The sequence below is a fragment of the Streptomyces sp. NPDC037401 genome (assembly GCF_055602345.1).
This window is the reverse complement of record NZ_JBVJWO010000009.1, coordinates 234,800-253,445: the sequence shown is the minus strand read 5'-3', so window position 1 is coordinate 253,445 and position 18,646 is coordinate 234,800. Positions and strand designations below refer to the sequence as shown.

General features: G+C 71.1%; 16 protein-coding genes, 1 tRNA gene and 1 pseudogene. 8 read left to right on the top strand and 10 right to left on the bottom strand.

What is annotated here, in order from left to right; translation table 11 throughout:
• Positions 1-54: 54 nt before the first annotated feature.
• Complete coding sequence (locus ACZ7H1_RS12255; protein ID WP_470785914.1) at positions 55-1,191, top strand: acyl-CoA dehydrogenase family protein; 1,137 nt, start codon at positions 55-57, stop codon at positions 1,189-1,191.
• Positions 1,192-1,234: 43 nt separating this feature from the next.
• Here ACZ7H1_RS12255 and ACZ7H1_RS12250 read toward each other — a convergent pair whose 3' ends face one another.
• From ACZ7H1_RS12250 to ACZ7H1_RS12225, 6 genes are all read right to left on the bottom strand, one after another.
• Complete coding sequence (locus ACZ7H1_RS12250; protein ID WP_470785912.1) at positions 1,235-1,579, bottom strand: rhodanese-like domain-containing protein; 345 nt, start codon at positions 1,577-1,579, stop codon at positions 1,235-1,237.
• Positions 1,580-1,636: 57 nt separating this feature from the next.
• Positions 1,637-2,458, bottom strand: coding sequence for a J domain-containing protein (locus ACZ7H1_RS12245; RefSeq protein WP_470785910.1), 822 nt, complete (start codon positions 2,456-2,458; stop codon positions 1,637-1,639).
• A gap of 46 nt (positions 2,459-2,504) precedes the next feature.
• The gene (locus tag ACZ7H1_RS12240; RefSeq protein WP_470785909.1) at positions 2,505-3,890 is read right to left on the bottom strand and encodes a DUF2252 domain-containing protein; all 1,386 of its coding nucleotides are present in this window, start codon (positions 3,888-3,890) and stop codon (positions 2,505-2,507) included.
• Between the two features lie 179 nt (positions 3,891-4,069).
• Positions 4,070-4,738 (bottom strand): response regulator transcription factor, encoded by a 669-nt coding sequence (locus tag ACZ7H1_RS12235; RefSeq protein WP_470785908.1) that lies wholly within the window; start codon positions 4,736-4,738, stop codon positions 4,070-4,072.
• Positions 4,739-4,745: 7 nt separating this feature from the next.
• Positions 4,746-6,455, bottom strand: coding sequence for a sensor histidine kinase (locus ACZ7H1_RS12230; RefSeq protein ID WP_470785907.1), 1,710 nt, complete (start codon positions 6,453-6,455; stop codon positions 4,746-4,748).
• 164 nt (positions 6,456-6,619) lie between these two features.
• Positions 6,620-6,702, bottom strand: a tRNA-Leu gene (locus ACZ7H1_RS12225).
• Positions 6,703-7,007: 305 nt separating this feature from the next.
• Here ACZ7H1_RS12225 and ACZ7H1_RS12220 point away from each other — a divergent pair.
• From ACZ7H1_RS12220 to ACZ7H1_RS12190, 7 genes are all read left to right on the top strand, one after another.
• A complete protein-coding gene (locus ACZ7H1_RS12220; RefSeq protein WP_470785905.1) occupies positions 7,008-7,853 on the top strand; it encodes an FhaA domain-containing protein in 846 nt (281 codons plus the stop codon).
• Positions 7,854-7,863: 10 nt separating this feature from the next.
• Positions 7,864-8,367, top strand: coding sequence for an FHA domain-containing protein FhaB/FipA (locus ACZ7H1_RS12215; protein ID WP_470785903.1), 504 nt, complete (start codon positions 7,864-7,866; stop codon positions 8,365-8,367).
• A gap of 135 nt (positions 8,368-8,502) precedes the next feature.
• A complete protein-coding gene (locus tag ACZ7H1_RS12210) occupies positions 8,503-9,981 on the top strand; it encodes a PP2C family protein-serine/threonine phosphatase (protein ID WP_470785901.1) in 1,479 nt (492 codons plus the stop codon).
• 40 nt (positions 9,982-10,021) lie between these two features.
• Positions 10,022-11,446: an FtsW/RodA/SpoVE family cell cycle protein gene (locus ACZ7H1_RS12205; protein ID WP_470785899.1), complete on the top strand. Its 1,425-nt coding sequence runs from the start codon at positions 10,022-10,024 to the stop codon at positions 11,444-11,446.
• Positions 11,443-12,900: a peptidoglycan D,D-transpeptidase FtsI family protein gene (locus ACZ7H1_RS12200; protein ID WP_470785897.1), complete on the top strand. Its 1,458-nt coding sequence runs from the start codon at positions 11,443-11,445 to the stop codon at positions 12,898-12,900. Before ACZ7H1_RS12205 ends, ACZ7H1_RS12200 begins: the two co-directional genes overlap by 4 nt.
• Positions 12,901-13,076: 176 nt before the next feature.
• A complete protein-coding gene (pknB, locus tag ACZ7H1_RS12195) occupies positions 13,077-15,116 on the top strand; it encodes a Stk1 family PASTA domain-containing Ser/Thr kinase (protein WP_470785895.1) in 2,040 nt (679 codons plus the stop codon).
• A 609-nt stretch (positions 15,117-15,725) separates the two neighbouring features.
• The gene (locus tag ACZ7H1_RS12190; protein ID WP_470785893.1) at positions 15,726-16,262 is read left to right on the top strand and encodes a restriction endonuclease; all 537 of its coding nucleotides are present in this window, start codon (positions 15,726-15,728) and stop codon (positions 16,260-16,262) included.
• A gap of 36 nt (positions 16,263-16,298) precedes the next feature.
• On the opposite strand, the gene ACZ7H1_RS12185 is transcribed toward ACZ7H1_RS12190, so the two are convergent.
• The 4 genes and pseudogenes from ACZ7H1_RS12185 to ACZ7H1_RS12170 form a co-directional block, all read right to left on the bottom strand.
• Complete coding sequence (locus ACZ7H1_RS12185; RefSeq protein ID WP_470785892.1) at positions 16,299-17,006, bottom strand: class E sortase; 708 nt, start codon at positions 17,004-17,006, stop codon at positions 16,299-16,301.
• A gap of 16 nt (positions 17,007-17,022) precedes the next feature.
• Positions 17,023-17,829: pseudogene (locus ACZ7H1_RS12180) on the bottom strand (class E sortase); the annotation flags it as partial.
• Entirely contained in the window at positions 17,796-18,434 is a 639-nt protein-coding gene (locus ACZ7H1_RS12175; protein ID WP_470785891.1) for an aminodeoxychorismate/anthranilate synthase component II, read from the bottom strand. The gene ACZ7H1_RS12175 and the pseudogene ACZ7H1_RS12180, both read right to left, overlap by 34 nt.
• Complete coding sequence (locus ACZ7H1_RS12170; protein WP_470785969.1) at positions 18,431-18,640, bottom strand: hypothetical protein; 210 nt, start codon at positions 18,638-18,640, stop codon at positions 18,431-18,433. The genes ACZ7H1_RS12175 and ACZ7H1_RS12170 overlap by 4 nt, the downstream gene beginning before the upstream one ends.
• Positions 18,641-18,646: the final 6 nt, after the last annotated feature.

Genomic DNA, 18,646 nt, shown 5'->3' with positions numbered 1-18,646 from the left:
CTTGACGACCCGTCAGACAGGACGGGATCCGGTGCGCGCGCGGGAGGACAGGCAGTGGACTTCACCTTCACCGAGGAACAGCAGGCGGCCGTCGAAGCGGCCAGGGCCGTCTTCGCGGACGTCGCACCCGACGGCGTCCCCAGCCCCGCCCTGCGCCCCGGCGCGGTCGCCGACGACTTCGACCGCCCGCTGTGGGCCAAGCTGGCCGCCTCCGACCTTCTCGGCCTCGTCCTCGCCCCCGAGCACGGCGGCGCCGGCCTGGACACCACCGCCCTGTGCCTCGTCCTGCGCGAAGCGGCAAAGGTCCTGGCCCGGGTGCCGCTGCTGGAACACTGCGCCACGGCCCTCGCCGTCCAGGCCCACGGCGACCCCGCACTCGCCGCCGAACTCCTGCCCCGGGCCGGCCGCGGCGCACTCGTCCTGACCGTCGCCGCCCACGGCCGCACCGGCCACGACCCCGCCGAACTGGCCGTCACCGCCCGCCCCGACGGCGACCACTGGATCCTCGACGGCCTCCAGAGCGCGGTCCCCTGGGCCCACGGCGCCGACGTCATCGCCGTACCCGCCCACACCGGCGAAGGCGACGCCGTCATCGCGCTCGTCCCGCGCACCGGCACCACCGGCCTCACCCTGGCCGACCAGTACTCCACCAGCGGCGAACGCATGGCCGAGCTGACCCTCGACGCCGTACGCCTCCCCGCCGGCCACGTGATCACGCGGACCGGCGCGTGGGAGCGGCTCCGCCAGCTCCTCACCACCGGCACCTGCGCCCTGGCCCTCGGCCTGGGCGAGCACGTCCTGACGATGACCAGCCAGTACACCGCCAAGCGGGAGCAGTTCGGCTTCCCCGTCGCCACCTTCCAGGCCGTCGCCGTCCAGGCCGCCGACCGCTACATCGACCTGCGCGCCATGGAGGTCACCCTCTGGCAGGCCGCCTGGCGCCTCGACAGCGGAGCGGGCGGCCCGCTGCCCAGCGCCGGCGACATCGCGGTCGCCAAGATCTGGGCCTCGGAAGGCGTCCGCCGGGTCGTCCAGACCGCACAGCACCTGCACGGCGGCTTCGGCGCCGACACCGACTACCCGCTCCACCGCTACCACGCCTGGGCCAAGCAGCTGGAGCTGTCCCTCGGCCCGGCGGCCGCCCACGAGGAAGCCCTCGGCGACCTGCTGGCCGCCCATCCCCTCAGCTAGGGGCCGTCCCGTAGACGGTCCGGACGGCGCCTGTGCCGTGCCCCTACAGCACGAAGGCCGGGGCGCCGCTGTCCGTGACCATCGGGCGGCCGGCGCCCTCCCAGGCCTGCATCCCGCCGTCGATGTTCACCGCGTCGACACCCTGCTGGAGCAGGTACTGCGTCACCTGCGCGGACCGGCCGCCGACCCGGCACATCACGTGCACCCGGCGGCCGTCCTCGACGGCCTCCGTCAGCTCACCGAACCGCGCCACGAAACCGCTCATCGGCAGGTGCAGCGCACCCTCGACGTGACCGGCCTGCCATTCGTCGTCCTCCCGCACGTCCAGGACGAAGCCGTCGGCCGGGACGGCCGCAGCGTCCACCGAGGGGAGCGGACCGAAGTTCATAACGCCTTCTCTCGTGTTTTCGGGACCCGGCAGGGACCCGGCAGGTGTCCTACGAACCTATCCGACGAGCTCCGCCAACTCGGCCTCACGCTCGGAGACCTGCGCCAGCAGCTGCTCGGCGATCTCCTCCAGCAGCCGGTCCGGATCGTCCGGAGCCATCCGCAGCATCGCGCCGATCGCGCTCTCCTCGAGCTCCCCGGCCACCACCGTCAGCAGCTCCTTGCGGCGCGCCAGCCACTCCAGCCGCGCATACAGCTCCTCGGCCTCCGTGATCCGGCCGTCCTCCGGCTCCGGACCGGCCGCCCACACCTCGGCCAGCTCCCGCAGCTCCGCCTCGTCGCCCCGGCCGTACGCGGCATTGACCTTCACCAGGAACGCATCCCGGCGCTGCCGCTCCTCGTCGTCCCGCGCCAGGTCGGGATGCGCCTGCCGCACCAGCTCCCGGTACAGCCGCCGCGCCTCCTCCGAGGGCCGCACCCGCTCCGGCGGCCGCACCGAGCGCCCGCCGAGCATCGCCGCGGCGTCGTCGGAGATCCCGTCCGAACCCAGCCAGTCCTGGAACAGCTCGTCCACACCCGGCATCGGCATGACCAGCGCCCGCGCCTCCGCGGCCCGCCGCAGATCCTCCGGATCGCCGGTACGGGCCGCCCGCGCCTCCGCGATCAGCGCATCCAGCTCGTCGAGCCGCGTGTACATCGGCCCGAGCTTCTGGTGGTGCAGCCGGGAGAAGTTCTCGACCTCCACACGGAACGTCTCCACCGCGATCTCGAACTCGATCAGCGCCTGCTCGGCGGCGCGCACGGCCCGCCCCAGCCGCGCCTCGGGCCGCTCGTCGGACTCCGCCTCGGGCTGCCGGCCGTTCTGGGTTTCCTCGCTCACCGGACCAGCCTAAGGGCTGTCCCGTAACCCCCGGCGGGCCCGCAGGTCACACACCCTCCTCGGCCGCCACCCGGCCCGCCCGCACCGCCGCCACCAGATCCGCGTGATCGGCCTCCGTACGGTCCGCATACGCCACCGCGAACGCCGCCACCGCCTCGTCGAACTCCTCGCTCTTGCCGCAGTACCCCGCGACCACCCGCGGATCCGCGCTGTGCGCGTGCGCCCGCGCCAGCAGCGCACCCGTCATCCGCGCGTAGTCGTCCAGCTGCTCCCCCGACAGCGCCGCCGGATCGACACTGCCCTTCCGGTTGCGGAACTGCCGCACCTGGAACGGCCGCCCCTCCACCGTCGTCCAGCCCAGCAAGTTGTCCGACACCACCTGCATCCGCTTCTGGCCGGCCACCACCCGCCGCCCCTCGTGCTGCTCCACCGGCGACTCGAACCCCACCGCCCGCAGGTGCGGCAGCAGCACCGACGGCCGCGCCTCCTTCACCTGCAGCACCAGCGGCTCGCCCCGGTGATCCAGCAGCAGCACCACGTACGACCGCGTCCCCACACTGCCCGTACCCACCACCCGGAACGCCACGTCGTGGATCGCGTACCGCGCCAGCAGCGGCAGCCGGTCCGGCGGCAGCGTCTCCAGATAGCCGCCCAGCGCCACCGCGACCGCCGACGCCTCCTCGTCCCCCACCCGCCGCAGCACCGGCAGCGCGTCCACGAAGCGCCTCCCGCCGGGCACTTCCTCCGTGGACTTCGCCGCGAACCGCGCACTGGTGTTGTTGCGGGCCTTCTGCGCCACCCGCTCCAGCACGCCCACCAGATCCCGTACGTCCGTGTGCGAGACCAGCTCCTCGTCGACGGTCGCGTTCCACGCGTCCAGCACCGGCAGCCGAGCCAGCAGCCGCATCGTCCGCCGGTACGCACCCACCGCATCCAGCGCAGCCGCCCGGCACACGTCCTCGGCCGCACCCGCGACCCGGCCCGCCAGCACCAGCGAGGACGCCAGCCGCTTCACGTCCCACTCCCACGGACCGAACACCGTCTCGTCGAAGTCGTTGAGGTCGATCGCCAGCTGCCCCCGCACGTCCCCGTACAGGCCGAAGTTCGCCGCATGCGCGTCCCCGCACAGCTGCGCACCCACCCCGGTCAGCGGCGTGCCCTCCAGGTCGTGCGCCATCAGACCGGCCGCACCCCGCAGGAAGGCGAACGGATTCGCCGCCATCCGCCCCACCCTTATCGGCGTCAGCTCCGGCACCCGCCCGGCGTTCGACTGCTCGACCGCCGCCACCGCATCCGGACGCCCCGCCACCGGCTCCAGCCGGGCGTGCTCGTACCGCGGCACCCGCGCACGCAGCGCCTTCCCCTCGGCCCGCGGAGCGCCCTGCGCCGTCCGCGGGGCGAACCCGGCCACCTGAGGAATCCGCTCGCCCATGCCAGCCCCCCGCACTCGTCCCACACCGAACCGGCCGACCGGCCGGACCGGCCGGAGCGATCACCCCGGCCGACAGCGGACGACCGTACCCACCCCGGCCGGATCACGGAAGCCGGAACCGCCGTGTCTCACGGCGCCCGCTCAGGGCGCCCCCCCAAGCGCCGCCGCACGGCCCTTCCTCACAGCCCCGCGTCGCGCGCCAGCAGCGCCGCCTGCACCCGGTTCTCGCAGCCCAGCTTCGCCAGGATCCGGCTCACGTACGTCTTCACCGTCGCCTCGCTCATGTGCAGCCGCCGGCCCGCGTCCGCATTCGACAGCCCCTCACCGAGCAGCGCCAGCACCCCGCGCTCCCGCTCGCTCAGCTCCGCCACCATCCGCCGCGCCTCCCCGGCCCGCCCGCCGGCCCGCCCCACGGCCCCCGACGCCAGCTGGTCCACCACGTGCCGCGTCGCCGCCGGGGACAGGTACGCGTCCCCCGCCGCAGCCGCCCGCACCGCGCCGATCAGCTCCGCCGGCGCGGAATCCTTCAACAAAAACCCGGCACCGCCCTCCGCCAGCGCCCGCAACACGTTCTCCTTCTCCCCGAACGTCGTCAGGATCAGCGCCCGCGCCGCCGGCACCGCCCGCCGCAGCTCGGCCAGCGCCGTCAGCCCGTCCATCACCGGCATCTGGATGTCCAGCAGCACCACGTCCGGCGCGTACGCCCGCGCCAGCTCCACCGCCTCACGGCCGTTCGCCGCCTCCGCGACCACCTCGACACCCGGATCCGACGTCAGGATCATCCGGATCCCCGCACGGATCAGCGGCTCGTCGTCGGCGATCACCACCCGCACCACACCGCTCACCACGGAAGCCCTACCTCTTCGCGTTGTACGACGTCTTCTCGATCAGCTTGCCGCCCTTGAAGCAGAAGCGGAAAACGGGCTCCTCGTCCAGCCGGTCGGCCGTCTCCTCCGACAGCAGCACCAGGCACCGCGACCCCGCCGGCCGCTCCGGACCCCCCTCCAGCCCCTGCGTCATCAGCGTCCCGCCCTCCGGAAGCACCCCCCGCACCTCCTCCTCCGACTGCCCCACCCGCACCTCGTCGTACGTCTCCCGCCCCACGATCGACTTCTGCGCCGAACCCACCATCATGAACAGCAGCCCGCCGGCCGCCAGCACCAGCAGCACCACCGCCACCACCGCGATGCCGCACCCCACCGCCAGCCCCCCGAACCGGCCCCCGCCCGACCGGCCCGCCAGCTCCTTGTCCACCGCAGCCCAGTCCATCGGCGCATCCCGCCCCCACAGGGGCACCGCCGTCGCCTGCTGCCCGAAATCGTCCGCAGCCTCCACCGGCGGCACCGTCCGCGCCCCCGGCTGCCCCGCCGGCTCCGCCCCGTACGGCAGCACACCCGCCACCCGGAAACCCCCGTCCGGCGCCGCCCCCGCATGCACCATCCCGCCGACCAGCCGCGCCCGCTCCCGCAGCCCCGTCAGCCCCTGACCCCCACTGACGACCTCACCGGGCCCCGGACCCTCCGCAGGCCCGTTCGCGATCTCCACCACCAGCGAATCGTCCTCGTACCGCAGCTCCACCGCGATCGCCGCACCCGGCGCGTGCTTGTACGCGTTCGTCAGCGCCTCCTGCACGATCCGGTACGCCGCGTGGTCACACGCCGCCGCCAGCGGCCGCTCCACGCCCGACCGCGTCAGCCGCACCCGCGTACCCGCCGCCTGCGCCGCCTCCACCACATCCGCGATCCCCGCCACCCCGCGCGCCGCCGGCTGCGCCTCGTCCCCGCCCGCCGGAGCCTCCACACCGTCGCGCAGGATCCCCACGACCTCCCGCAGCTCGTGCATCGCCGACACCGACGCCTGCCGCAGCACCCCCACCGCCTCCCGCTGACGGTCCGTCAGCGCCGGATCCACCTCCAGCGCACCCGTGTGCACCGCGATCAGCGCCAGCTGGTGCCCCAGGCTGTCGTGCATGTCCTGCGCGATGCGCTGCCGCTCCCGCAGCCGCGCCTGCCCCGACACCATCTCCCGCTCCCGCAGCAACTGCGCATTGCGGTCCTGCAGCGCGTGCAGCAGCGTCCGGCGCTGGTTCCAGTACCGGCTCGCCAGCCCCGGCACCACCGTCGTCGCCAGGAAGATCAGCGTGGACAGCAGGATCAGCGGCAACGGCCGCAGCCACGCCTCCTCCGTGAGCATCCCCACCCCGACGCTCAGCACGAACGCCAGCGTGAACGCCCCCAGCGCCCGGCCCACCCCCACGATCCGGCGACCCGCCGTCCAGCCCGCCAGGATCGTCAGCGGCGCCATCCCCACCAGCCAGCCGGCCAGCGCACACGACACCACCAGCACCCCCGCCGGCAGCCGCCGCCGCACCAACGAGAGCAACGCCACACCGAACCCGGTCGCCGCCACCTTCGGCCACGGGTCCTCCGCAAGGTCCGAGATCCCCGCGCCCATCAGCGCCAGCACCACGGCCAGCACGAACTCCCCGGCCACGCGCCGCCGCGGCCACGCATCCGGGCCCTTCAGCCAGACCCAGCCCCGGCGCACCTTCTCCCACACGTCCACGCCCCGACCCTAGGCAACGGGCCGCCCCGGCCCCCACCACCTTTCGTCGCGCCCCGCCCGACGAAAGTCGCCCTCCCCGCGACGCCCCGGGCACCCCCAGCACCCGCCCGTACCCGGACAACGAAGAAGCCCCGCGGATCCGAAGATCCGCGGGGCTTCCGCTGTGGGCGAGGGGGGATTTGAACCCCCACGTCCCGAAGGACACTGGCACCTGAAGCCAGCGCGTCTGCCGTTCCGCCACTCGCCCGAGTAGCTTCCAGAGGCGTTCCCTTGCGGGCCGTTCCCCTGGCGACATCGGAACATTAGCACGTCGGAGGGGGTGGAATCACATCGCTTTCCCAGCACCCCCGGACCACCCGCTTCCGGCAGGCTGCGCCCCTCCCCTCCCACACTCCCCGCCCGGTGCGGGACACTGTCCGGGAGCCGCCTCTACGATCCCTTGTGAGGGGCAACACTCGTCTGCGGGACAGATAAGGGGAACCAGCCGATTTCCCCACGCGTGGATACGATCAGTAAGCAGTACCAGGGCGACAACGACGGAGGAGGTGCCCCATGGGAGTCCTGAAGCGTTTCGAGCAGCGACTCGAAGGTCTGGTGAACGGCACCTTCGCCAAGGTGTTCAAGTCCGAAGTCCAGCCGGTCGAGATCGCAGGCGCGCTCCAGCGCGAATGCGACAACAACGCCACCATCTGGAACCGCGAGCGCACCGTCGTCCCCAACGACTTCATCGTGGAGCTGAGCGCCGGCGACTACGACCGCCTCAGCCCGTACTCCGGCCAGCTCGGCGACGAACTCGCCGGACTGGTCCGCGACTACGCCAAGCAGCAGCGCTACACGTTCATGGGCCCCATCAAGGTCCACCTGGAAAAGGCCGACGACCTCGACACCGGCCTCTACCGCGTGCGCAGCCGCACCCTGGCGTCCTCCAGCTCCCAGCAGCAGCCCGAACCGCCCCAGCAGGGCAACGCCGCACCCCGCCCCGGCGGATACGGCTACCCGCCCGCCTACGGCGCAGGAGCCCCTGCAGGCGCACCGCCCATGCCGCCCGGACCGCCCCCCGGCGGACCCCAGCGGCGCCCGGCCCCCACCGGCCCCGCCCCCGCAACCGGAGGCGGCGCCACGCGCCGCTGGATCGAGATCAACGGCACCCGCCATCAGATCTCCCGCCCGACGCTGGTGCTCGGCCGGAGCACCGAAGCCGACGTGCGGATCGACGACCCCGGCGTATCCCGTCGGCACTGTGAGATCCGGACCGGAACGCCCTCGACGATCCAGGATCTCGGGTCCACCAACGGCATCGTGGTGGACGGGCAGCACACCACCCGCGCTACGCTCCGCGACGGCTCGCGGATCGTCGTGGGCAGCACCACCATCATTTACCGGCAAGCCGAAGGGTGAAGCGGGGGCAATGTCAGAGCTGACCCTGACGGTCATGCGGTTGGGTTTCCTGGCCGTTCTGTGGCTGTTCGTCATCGTGGCCGTCCAGGTCATCCGCAGCGACCTCTTCGGAACGAGAGTCACGCAGCGCGGCTCCCGCCGCGGCGGCGCCGACAACCGTGCGCAGCAGCAGCCCGGCCGCCAGCAGGCCGCGCCACCACAGCAGCGCCAGCGCCGCGGCGCACCCACCAAGCTGGTCGTATCCGAGGGCACCCTCACCGGCACCACGGTCGCCCTCCAGGGCCAGACCATCACCCTCGGCCGCGCCCACGACTCCACCATCGTGCTGGACGACGACTACGCCTCCAGCCGGCATGCCAGGATCTACCCCGACCGCGACGGCAACTGGATCGTCGAGGACCTCGGGTCCACCAACGGCACGTATCTCGACCGGGCCCGCCTGACCGTCGCGACACCCATTCCCCTGGGCGCCCCGATCCGCATCGGCAAGACCGTCATCGAGCTGCGGAAGTAGTACGAGAATGAGCGAGCGGAGCGAGCGAGCCGCGGCGGTCCCCACAGCGGACCCGAGCGCGCTCCCGACCGGAGGGTGGGCAGTGTGGCTCGAGACCGGTTGTACCCGGAGGCAGCAACGACAGGGCAGGTGCACATGAGTCTGTCCCTGCGGTTCGCCGCCGGATCGCACAAGGGCATGATCCGCGAGGGCAACGAGGACTCCGGCTACGCCGGACCCCGCCTCCTCGCGATCGCCGACGGCATGGGCGGCCAGGCCGCAGGCGAAGTCGCCAGCTCCGAGGTGATCTCCACCCTCGTGCAGCTCGACGACGACGTCCCCGGCTCCGACATCCTCACCGCGCTCGGCGTCGCCGTACAGCGCGCCAACGACCAGCTGCGCGTCATGGTCGAAGAGGACCCCCAGCTCGAAGGCATGGGCACCACGCTCACCGCCCTGCTGTGGACCGGCCAGCGCCTCGGACTCGTCCACGTCGGCGACTCCCGCGCCTACCTCCTCCGCGACGGCGTCCTCACCCAGATCACCCAGGACCACACCTGGGTCCAGCGCCTCGTCGACGAAGGCCGCATCACCGAGGAAGAAGCCACCACCCACCCGCAGCGCTCCCTGCTGATGCGCGCCCTGGGCAGCGGCGACCACGTCGAACCCGACCTCTCCATCCGGGAAGTCCGGGCCGGCGACCGCTACCTCATCTGCTCCGACGGCCTCTCCGGCGTGGTCTCCCACCAGACCCTCGAAGAGACCCTCGCCGGCTACCACGGCCCCCACGAGACCGTGCAGGCCCTCATCCAGCTCGCCCTGCGCGGCGGCGGACCCGACAACATCACCTGCATCGTCGCCGACGTCCTCGACACCGACAGCGGCGACACCCTCGCCGCCCAGTACACCGACACCCCCGTGGTCGTCGGCGCGGTCGCCGAGAACCAGCACCAGCTGTTCGACGGCGGCGCCATGCAGACCCCCGCAGGACGCGCCTCCGGCCTCGGCCGCCACACCCCGCCGCCCGCCCAGGGCTTCGGCCCGCCCGGCAGCGGCGACAGCCCCGGCTACGGCGCCACACCCCAGGCCGACCCCGGCGGATACGGCACGTACGGCGAATACGGCGACCACGACGGCTTCGACGACGACGAATTCGCCCCCCGCAAAGGGCGGAAATGGCTCAAGCGGTCCTTCCTCCTCCTCCTCGCCCTCGGCGTCGTCGGAGGCGGCCTCTACGGCGGCTGGCGCTGGACCCAGACCCAGTACTACGTCGGCGTCAAAGACCAGCACGTAGCCCTCTACCAGGGCATCAGCCAGAACCTCGCCTGGATCAGCCTCTCCAAGGTCGACCAGGACCACCCCGAGATCGAGCTGAAGTACCTCCCGCCCTTCAAGCGCAAGCTCGTCGAGGCCACCATCAGCGAAGGCGACCGCGCCAGCGCCGCCGAGAAGATCCGCGAACTGGCCACCCAGGTCTCCGCCTGCAAGAAGGACGAAGAGCGCCGCAAGGCCGAAGAGACCTCCAAGCCCGCACCCGACAGCGGCACCGCCACGCAGAACAACCCGACACCCACACCCGGCCCCAGCCTCACGGAAGAAGAGAAGAAGCTGGTCAGCCTGTGCGGCAAGCAGTAGTAGCTGGAGCAGTAAGCGGGCACAGGGGGCCTGCCACACCATGAGCGTAGTCACCAACACGACCACCATCGGAGCCATCGAGCTGCCGAGCCGGCGCAACACCGAGCTCCTGCTGCTCGGCTTCGCCGTGGTCATCCCGATCTTCGCCTACGCCAACGTGGGCCTCGCCATCCACGGCAAGCTGCCGCCCGGCATGCTCGCGTACGGCCTCGGACTCGGCCTGCTCGCCGGCATCGCCCACGTCGTCGTACGCCGCTACGCCAAGTACGCCGACCCGCTGCTGCTGCCCCTGGCGACCCTGCTCAACGGCCTCGGACTCGTCCTGATCTGGCGACTCGACCAGTCCGAACGCCTCCAGAACCTCGCCAAGCGGTCCTTCGGCGTGTTCTCCCCCTCCGCCCCGAACCAGCTGCTCTACACCGCCGTCGGCATCGCGCTCTTCATCGGCGTCCTCCTGCTCCTGAAGGACCACCGCGTCCTCCAGCGCTTCACGTACATCTCCATGGCCGCCGCCCTGGTCCTGCTGATCCTGCCGATCGTCCCCGGCCTCGGCGCCGACGTCTTCGGCGCCAAGATCTGGATCAGCGTCGCCGGCTTCTCCATCCAGCCCGGCGAATTCGCCAAGATCGTCCTCGCGGTCTTCTTCGCCGGCTACCTGATGGTCAAGCGCGACGCCCTCGCGCTCGCCTCCCGCCGCTTCATGGGCCTCTACCTGCCCCGCGGACGCGACCTCGGCCCGATCCTGATGATCTGGGCCGTCAGCCTCCTCATCCTGATCTTCGAGAACGACCTCGGCACCTCGCTGCTGTTCTTCGGCATGTTCGTGATCATGCTGTACGTCGCCACCGAGCGGACCAGCTGGATCGTCATCGGCCTCGGCATGTCCGTCGCCGGCGCCGTGCTCGTGGCCTCCTTCTCCTCCCACGTCGCGTACCGCGTCGAAGCCTTCCTCGACCCCTTCAGCTGCTACACCACCTCCGGCGCCTGCGAACAGGTCGGCCAGTCGATCATGAGCTTCGGCTCCGGCGGCGTCCTCGGCGCGGGCTGGGGCCAGGGCAAGTCCGACCTCATCGGATTCGCCGCCAACTCCGACTTCATCTTCTCCACCGTCGGCGAAGAACTCGGCCTCGCCGGAGTGATGGCCTTCCTCCTGCTCTACGGCCTGATCATCGAACGCGGCGTACGCACCGCCCTCGCCGCCCGCGACCCCTTCGGCAAGCTCTTCGCGATCGGCCTCTCCGGCGCCTTCGCGCTCCAGATCTTCGTCGTCGCAGGCGGCGTGATGGGCCTCATCCCGCTCACCGGCATGACCATGCCCTTCCTGGCATCCGGCGGCTCCTCGATCATCGCGAACTGGGCCCTCATCGGCATCCTCATCCGGATCAGCGACACTGCGCGCCGCCCCGCACCGGCCCCCGCCCCGTCCCCCGACTCCGAGATGACCCAGGTGGTCCGCCCGTCATGAACAAGCCCCTGCGCAGAATCTCGATCTTCTGTGGGCTGCTCGTCCTGGCCCTGATGCTCCGCACCAACTGGCTGCAGTACGTCCAGGCCCAGGACCTCAGCACCCGCAAGGAAAACCGCCGGGTCGCCATCGCCCAGTACGCCCAGGAACGCGGCAACATCATCGTCGCCGGCAAGCCCATCACCGGCTCCGCCGTCACCGACGGCAGCGACTACAAGTACAAGCGCACCTACGTCGACGGCCCCATGTGGGCACCCGTCACCGGCTTCGCCTCCCAGGCCTTCGGCTCCAACCAGCTCGAAAAGCTCCACGACGGCATCCTCACCGGCAACGACGACCGGCTCTTCTTCGACCGCACCATCGGAATGTTCACCGGCGAGAAGAAGCAGGGCGGCAACGTCGTCACCACCCTGATGCCCGCCGCCCAGAAGGCCGCCTTCAAGGGCCTCGGCAGCAACAAGGGCGCCGTCGTCGCCCTCGACCCCCGCACCGGCGCCATCCTCGCCCTCGCCAGCGCCCCCTCCTACGACCCGTCCGTCTTCGCCGGCAACTCCAAGGCCGACGAAAAGGCCTGGGTCACCCTCAAGGACAGCAAGAACAAGGAACTGGTCAACCGCGCCCTGCGCGAGACCTACCCGCCGGGGTCCACCTTCAAGGTCGTCACTGCCGCCGCCGCCCTCGAGCACGAGGCCGTCACCGACATCGACGCCCCCACCGACACCCCCGACCCGTACATCCTCCCCGGCACCCGCACCGAGCTGATCAACCAGCACGGCGGCTGCGAGAAGGCCAGCCTCAACGAAGCCCTCAAGGTCTCCTGCAACACCGTCTTCGCGAACATGGGCGACAAGGTCGGCCGCGACGACATGGTCAAGACCGCCGAGGCCTTCGGCTTCAACGACAGCGAGATCGACACCCCGGTCCGCGCCTTCGCCAGCGTCTACGACAAGGGCATGAGCAGGGACGGCAACGCCCAGTCCGCCATCGGCCAGTTCAACACCGCGGCCACCCCCCTCCAGATGGCCATGGTCGCCGCCGCCGTCGCCAACGACGGCAAGCTGATGAAGCCGTACATGGTCGACCAGCTCACCGCCCCCAACCTCGACGTCCTGGAGCGCACCAGCCCCGAGGAGATGAGCCGCCCGCTCTCCGCGGAGAACGCCCAGAAGCTCCAGGAGATGATGGTCAACGTCGTCGAGAACGGCACCGGCAAGAACGCCCGCATCGACGGCGTCACCGTCGGCGGCAAGACCGGCACCGCCCAGCACGGCGAGAAGAACAAGAAGCGCCCCTACGCCTGGTTCATCTCCTACGCCAAGACCGACAAGGGCTCCGTCGCCGTCGCCGTCGTCATCGAGGACAGCGGCGCCACCCGCGAGGACATCAGCGGCGGCGGCCTCGCCGCCCCGGTCGCCAAGGACGTCATGCAGGCGGTACTCAAGGCCCAGGAGTGACCTCCGGGTGACACACCTCACACCGCCGGACCCCCGGCGGCATACGGTACCGGTCCTGTATCAGCCTGCGGTCACGGACGGCAGACACCCGCACGGCCGGTAGCCTTTGCGCGAACAGCACACCGCCGGACCACACACGGGTGCGGTCGGGACTGACGGAGAGGGCTGGAAACGTTATGGAAGAGCCGCGTCGCCTCGGCGGCCGGTACGAGCTGGGCTCGGTGCTCGGCCGTGGTGGCATGGCCGAGGTCTATCTCGCGCACGACACCCGGCTCGGCCGCACCGTCGCCGTGAAGACGCTGCGGGCTGACCTCGCCCGCGACCCGTCCTTCCAGGCCCGGTTCCGCCGGGAGGCCCAGTCCGCCGCCTCGCTCAACCACCCGGCGATCGTCGCCGTCTACGACACCGGCGAGGACTACGTCGACAACATCTCCATCCCGTACATCGTGATGGAGTACGTCGACGGATCCACCCTGCGCGAACTCCTGCACTCCGGCCGCCGACTGCTGCCCGAGCGCACCCTGGAAATGACCATCGGCATCCTCCAGGCCCTCGAGTACTCGCACCGCGCCGGCATCGTCCACCGCGACATCAAGCCCGCGAACGTCATGCTGACCCGCACCGGCCAGGTCAAGGTCATGGACTTCGGCATCGCCCGCGCCATGGGCGACTCCGGCATGACCATGACCCAGACCGCCGCCGTCATCGGCACCGCCCAGTACCTCTCCCCCGAACAGGCCAAGGGCGAACAGGTCGACGCACGCTCCGACCTCTACTCCGCCGGCTGCCTGCTCTACGAGCTGCTCAGCGTGCGGCCCCCGTTCGTCGGCGACTCCCCCGTCGCCGTCGCCTACCAGCACGTACGGGAAGAGCCCCAGCCCCCGAGCAACTTCGACTCCGAGATCACGCCCGAGATGGACGCCATCGTCCTCAAGGCCCTGGTCAAGGACCCCGACTACCGCTACCAGTCCGCCGACGAGATGCGCGCCGACATCGAGGCCTGCCTCGACGGCCAGCCCGTCGCGGCCACCGCCACCATGGGCGCCCCCGGCTACGGCGGCTACGACCAGGGCTACGGCCACGGACACGGGCACCAGGGCTACGACCAGCCCACCACCGCCCTGCGCACGGCCGACCCCGGCCAGACCTCGATGATGCCGCCCATGCCGCCCGGCGGCGACGGCGGCTACCCCCCGCCCGGCTACGACGACGGCGGGCGCGCCAACCGCCGCACCCAGAAGAAGAACAAGGCCTCCACGGTCCTGCTCGCCGCGGCGGCCGTCCTCGTCCTGATCGGCGCCATCCTCATCGGCCAGGCCCTGACCAGCGGCACCGGCAACGACACCTTCGCCGCCCCGAACCTGGTCGGCACGGCCTTCGAGCAGGCCGTCAAGAACGGCGAGAACGCCGGCGTGAAGGTCGTCGAGGCCAAGAGGGAACCCTGCGAGGACCAGCCGAAGGGCAGTGTCTGCAGCCAGGACCCCGCGGCCGGCGCCGACGTCGAGAAGGGCGCGACGATCAACGTCGTCGTCTCCACCGGCGCCCCCAAGGTCCTCGTCCCCGACGTCCTCAACGTCTCCTTCGAGGAGGCCGAGAAGACCCTCAAGGACAAGGGCTTCCACGTCGAGCGGAAGAACGAGGAGTCCGAGCGCACGGCCGGCACGGTCCTCGAGCAGGACCCGAAGGGCAGCTCGTCCGTCCAGAAGGGCTCCACGGTCACCCTCACGGTCGCCAAGGAGGCCGAGAAGTCCACGGTGCCCGACCTGATGGGCAAGACCGCGGCAGAGGCCAAGAAGGCCCTGGAGGACGCCGACCTGACGCTCGGCACCACCACCGAGGTCGACTCCACCGCGACCCCGGGCACGGTCGTCAAGCAGAGCCTGGCCCCGAACGAGCAGGTCGCCCCGGGCTCCACCGTCAACGTGGAGATCGCGAAGGCGGCCCAGCAGGTCCAGGTGCCCCAGCTCTTCAACAAGACGGTGGCCGAGGCCAGGCAGATCCTCCAGCAGCAGAACCTGGCCTTCGGGTCCGTGCTGTCGGGTCCGCAGGACGAAAACGCCATCATCCTGACCTCGGAGCCGGGCGCCAACTCCCCGGTCGCCCCCGGCACCGTGATCAACGTCCGCACGATCCAGGGCCAGCAGGACGGCGGCAACGGCAACGGCGGCGGCGACAACCAGGGCGGCGGCTTCCTCGGCGGCCTCCGCGGCAACTGACCCACCCCGCTCCAGTTGAAGGCCCGGTTTCCCCGAAGGGAAACCGGGCCTTTCGTCATGCCTCGCCATACCTGCCTATAAGCGGAACGTGTCCTTATATGTCGGTACTCGTTATCCGGGATGGGGTGGGGTATCGGACCCCGCCCGGGGAGGGAGACGAGGCATGGTGAACGAAACGGCACTGCTGGAATCGAAAGCACTCCGCTCGGGCGTCCTGGACCGCACGGAAGTCCTGGACAAGGTGAAAACACTGTCCCTGCTGCCGGACGGCCTGCACGTGACGACGGCGATGGTGGCGGCGTACTACGAGGTGACCGTCGCGGCCATCCGCCAGCTGAAGGCCCGCCATCGCGATGAGCTCTCCGATAACGGGATGGCCACTCTGTGGGGAGATGAACTCACCGAATTCAAGCGTGACATCCTGTCACGCTATTCGGGTCCACAGGCCCGGTCGAGCCTCACGCTCTACTCCCGCCGGGCCGTTCTGAACGTCGGGATGCTGCTCCGCGACAGCGAAGTCGCACGTCAGGTGCGTACCTACTCCTCGACACCGAGTACACGGCCCGCACGCAGCCTGTGGATAACTTTCTCCACAGGCCCCCGTCAGACGTGCTCCAGACCGCCGTCGTGCCGATGCTCAACGCGATCATCGCGACCCTCGGCGAACACCGCGGTGAGCTCGCCGCGCTCCGGCAGGACGTCGAGGACCTCAAGCGGCGCGTCTACCGGACCGTCGCGCCGACCCGGCCGCTCGCCGGGGTGATGTCCGCGATGGACGCCATGACCTGGCGGCAGTTCGAGCACCACGTCGCCGGACTGCTGCGCCGCGACGGCTGCACGCAGGTCGAGGTGCACGGCGGCCACGGCGACCGCGGCTCCGACATCACCGCACTCACCGCCGACGGCCGCCGCGTCGCCGTCCAGTGCAAGAACTTCGCGCCGTTCCGGTCGATCCTCTCCGGCGAGATGCAGAAGTTCCTGGGCTCGGCCAAGGTCCTCCACAAGGCCGACGTAGCCCTCTACGTGGCCACGTGCAGCTTCACCAGGGAAGCGTTGGCCATTGCCGCCGAGACGGGCGTCACGGCCGTCCACAGGGGCCTTCTGGAGGCGTGGAGCGCCGGAACCACGCTGCAGGTGCTGCGGTAGCCCGCGCCGCTGACCGAGTGCCCCACAGGCACTCGGTCAGCGCAGCTCCGCCGGCGGCGTCCGTGACGCGTCCACCTTCTGCGTGCGCACCAGCTCACCCCACACCACGTACCGGTACTTCGACGTGTAGACCGGCGTGCACGTCGTCAGCGTGATGTAGCGGCCCGCCTTCGTACGCCCCGACTCCTTCGGGACCGGGGCGATCACGTCCACGTTGTACTTCGACGTCTGGCGCAGCTCCGCGAAGACCTTGTAGACGTACCAGGTGTCCCGCGTCTCGAAGACGACCGCGTCGCCCGTCCGCACCTTGTGGATGTTGTGGAACTTCGCCCCGTGCCCGTCCCGGTGCGCCGCCAGCGAGAAGTTCCCCGTCTTCTCCCACGGCAACGCCGACTTCAGCGGCTCCGTGTAGTAGCCCGCCACCCCGTTGTTCAGGACCTCCGCCGACGTCCCCCGCTTCACCAGCACCTCGCCGCCGCCCATCGACGGCACGTGCAGGAAGCCGATCCCGTCCTTCGTGTCCAGCGCCCCCGGCCCGGCCGCGACCGGCGCCGCCTTCCACAGCTCGCGGACCGCGTCACCCCGCTCCGCGGCCGCCCGGTCCGCCAGGACGTTCGTCCACCACAGCGAGTACACGACGAACAGCCCCAGCACGAGACCCGTCGTGATCAACAGCTCCCCGACGAAGCTGAGGACGCCCGCGACGCGGTTGCGCCCGCCCTTCCGCGACACCTGCCGTGACACCCCGTACCCCTGCCCGCTACCCGGCCGACAGCGCGGCCGGCACACCCGCACTGCGTGGGCGTTCCTCGACCATCCTGCCCCACACGATCATCCGGTAGGTGCTCGTGAACTCCGGCGTACAGGTCGTCAGCGTCAGGTACCGCCCCGGCTTCGTGAAACCCGACCCCCGCGGCACCGGCTCGATCACCGACACGTTCGTCGGCGGAGTCTGCGGCAGGATCGAGGTCATCTCGTACGTGTAGTACGCGTCCCGCGTCTCGACCACGATCGGATCCCCCGGCTCCAGCCGGTTGACGTACCGGAACGGCTCGCCGTGCGTGTTCCGGTGCCCCGCCACCGCGAAGTTCCCCGTCTTGTCCGACGGCATCGCCGACTTCAGCGCACCCTCCGCGTAGTGCCCGACCATCCCCCGGTCCAGCACCTTCGCCTTGCTGATGCCCTCCGCGACCGGCACCTTCACGTCCAGCTTCGGGATGTACATGATCGCGAAACCCTGGCCCGGCTCGAACGCACCCACGGGCTCGCGCCCGCCGCCGGCCGCCCAGTCCCGCTCCAAACTCCCCGCCGCACCGTTCGCCTGACGCTCCGCCAGCACGTTCGTGTACCAGAGCTGATAGGTCACGAACAGCAGCATCAGCACGCCCAGCGTGATGAACAGCTCCCCGGCCGCACGGCTCGCGATCACCACCGGACCGCCGCGCGCCCGCCGCCGGGCGCGCTTGGCGGCCTCCTGTGCCGCCCTGCGCCGCGCGGCCCGCCCCCCGGTGGGAGCGGACGGCGCGACCGCGGTCACGCGACGGCCTTGCCCACCACCGGCGCCAGGCCCGCCGACCGGGCCACGGCATCCGCGTCACCACACCGCACCAGCCAGTTCGCCAGCATCCGGTGGCCCCACTCCGTCAGCACCGACTCCGGGTGGAACTGCACGCCCTCGACATCGTGCTCCCGGTGCCGCAGGCCCATGATGATCCCGTCCTCGGTCCGCGCGGTCACCTCCAGCACGTCCGGCAGCGTCTGCGGCTCGGCGGCCAGCGAGTGGTACCGGGTCGCGGTGAACGGCGACGGCAGCCCCTCGAAGACCCCCAGGCCCTCGTGCACCACCGGCGACGTCTTGCCGTGCAGCAGCTCCGGAGCCCGCCCGACCACGCCGCCGTACGCCACGGCCATCGACTGCATGCCCAGGCAGACGCCGAAGACCGGCACGCCGGTCTCCGCACAGTGGCGGACCATGTCCACGCACACGCCGGCCTCTTCCGGGGTCCCCGGGCCCGGCGAGAGCAGCACACCGTCGAAGCCGTCCTGGGCGTGCGCGAGCCCGACCTCGTCGTTGCGCAGCACCTCGCACTCGGCACCGAGCTGGTACAGGTACTGGACCAGGTTGAAAACAAAGCTGTCGTAGTTGTCCACGACCAGAATGCGCGCGCTCACCGGGTGGCTCCCGATCCTTCGTCGACGGTCACATCGTTGAACGGAAGCAGCGGCTCGGCCCACGGGAAGACGTACTGGAACAGCACGAACACCACCGCCGTGACCAGCACCAGGGACAGCAGCGCGCGAACCCACGCGTTGCCCGGCAGATGCCGCCAGATCCAGCCGTACATGCCGTCCGACCCCGTCTTCCCCGTCTCTTCCATTCCGTA

Bases quoted from the DNA above. Each gene is read 5' to 3' on its own strand.
- ACZ7H1_RS12250 (WP_470785912.1), bottom strand. From the start codon at position 1,579: ATGAACTTCGGTCCGCTCCCCTCGGTGGACGCTGCGGCCGTCCCGGCC.
- ACZ7H1_RS12240 (WP_470785909.1), bottom strand. From the start codon at position 3,890: ATGGGCGAGCGGATTCCTCAGGTGGCCGGGTTCGCCCCGCGGACGGCG.
- ACZ7H1_RS12220 (WP_470785905.1), top strand. From the start codon at position 7,008: ATGGGAGTCCTGAAGCGTTTCGAGCAGCGACTCGAAGGTCTGGTGAAC.
- ACZ7H1_RS12215 (WP_470785903.1), top strand. From the start codon at position 7,864: ATGTCAGAGCTGACCCTGACGGTCATGCGGTTGGGTTTCCTGGCCGTT.
- ACZ7H1_RS12210 (WP_470785901.1), top strand. From the start codon at position 8,503: ATGAGTCTGTCCCTGCGGTTCGCCGCCGGATCGCACAAGGGCATGATC.
- ACZ7H1_RS12205 (WP_470785899.1), top strand. From the start codon at position 10,022: ATGAGCGTAGTCACCAACACGACCACCATCGGAGCCATCGAGCTGCCG.
- ACZ7H1_RS12200 (WP_470785897.1), top strand. From the start codon at position 11,443: ATGAACAAGCCCCTGCGCAGAATCTCGATCTTCTGTGGGCTGCTCGTC.
- pknB (WP_470785895.1), top strand. From the start codon at position 13,077: ATGGAAGAGCCGCGTCGCCTCGGCGGCCGGTACGAGCTGGGCTCGGTG.
- ACZ7H1_RS12170 (WP_470785969.1), bottom strand. From the start codon at position 18,640: ATGGAAGAGACGGGGAAGACGGGGTCGGACGGCATGTACGGCTGGATC.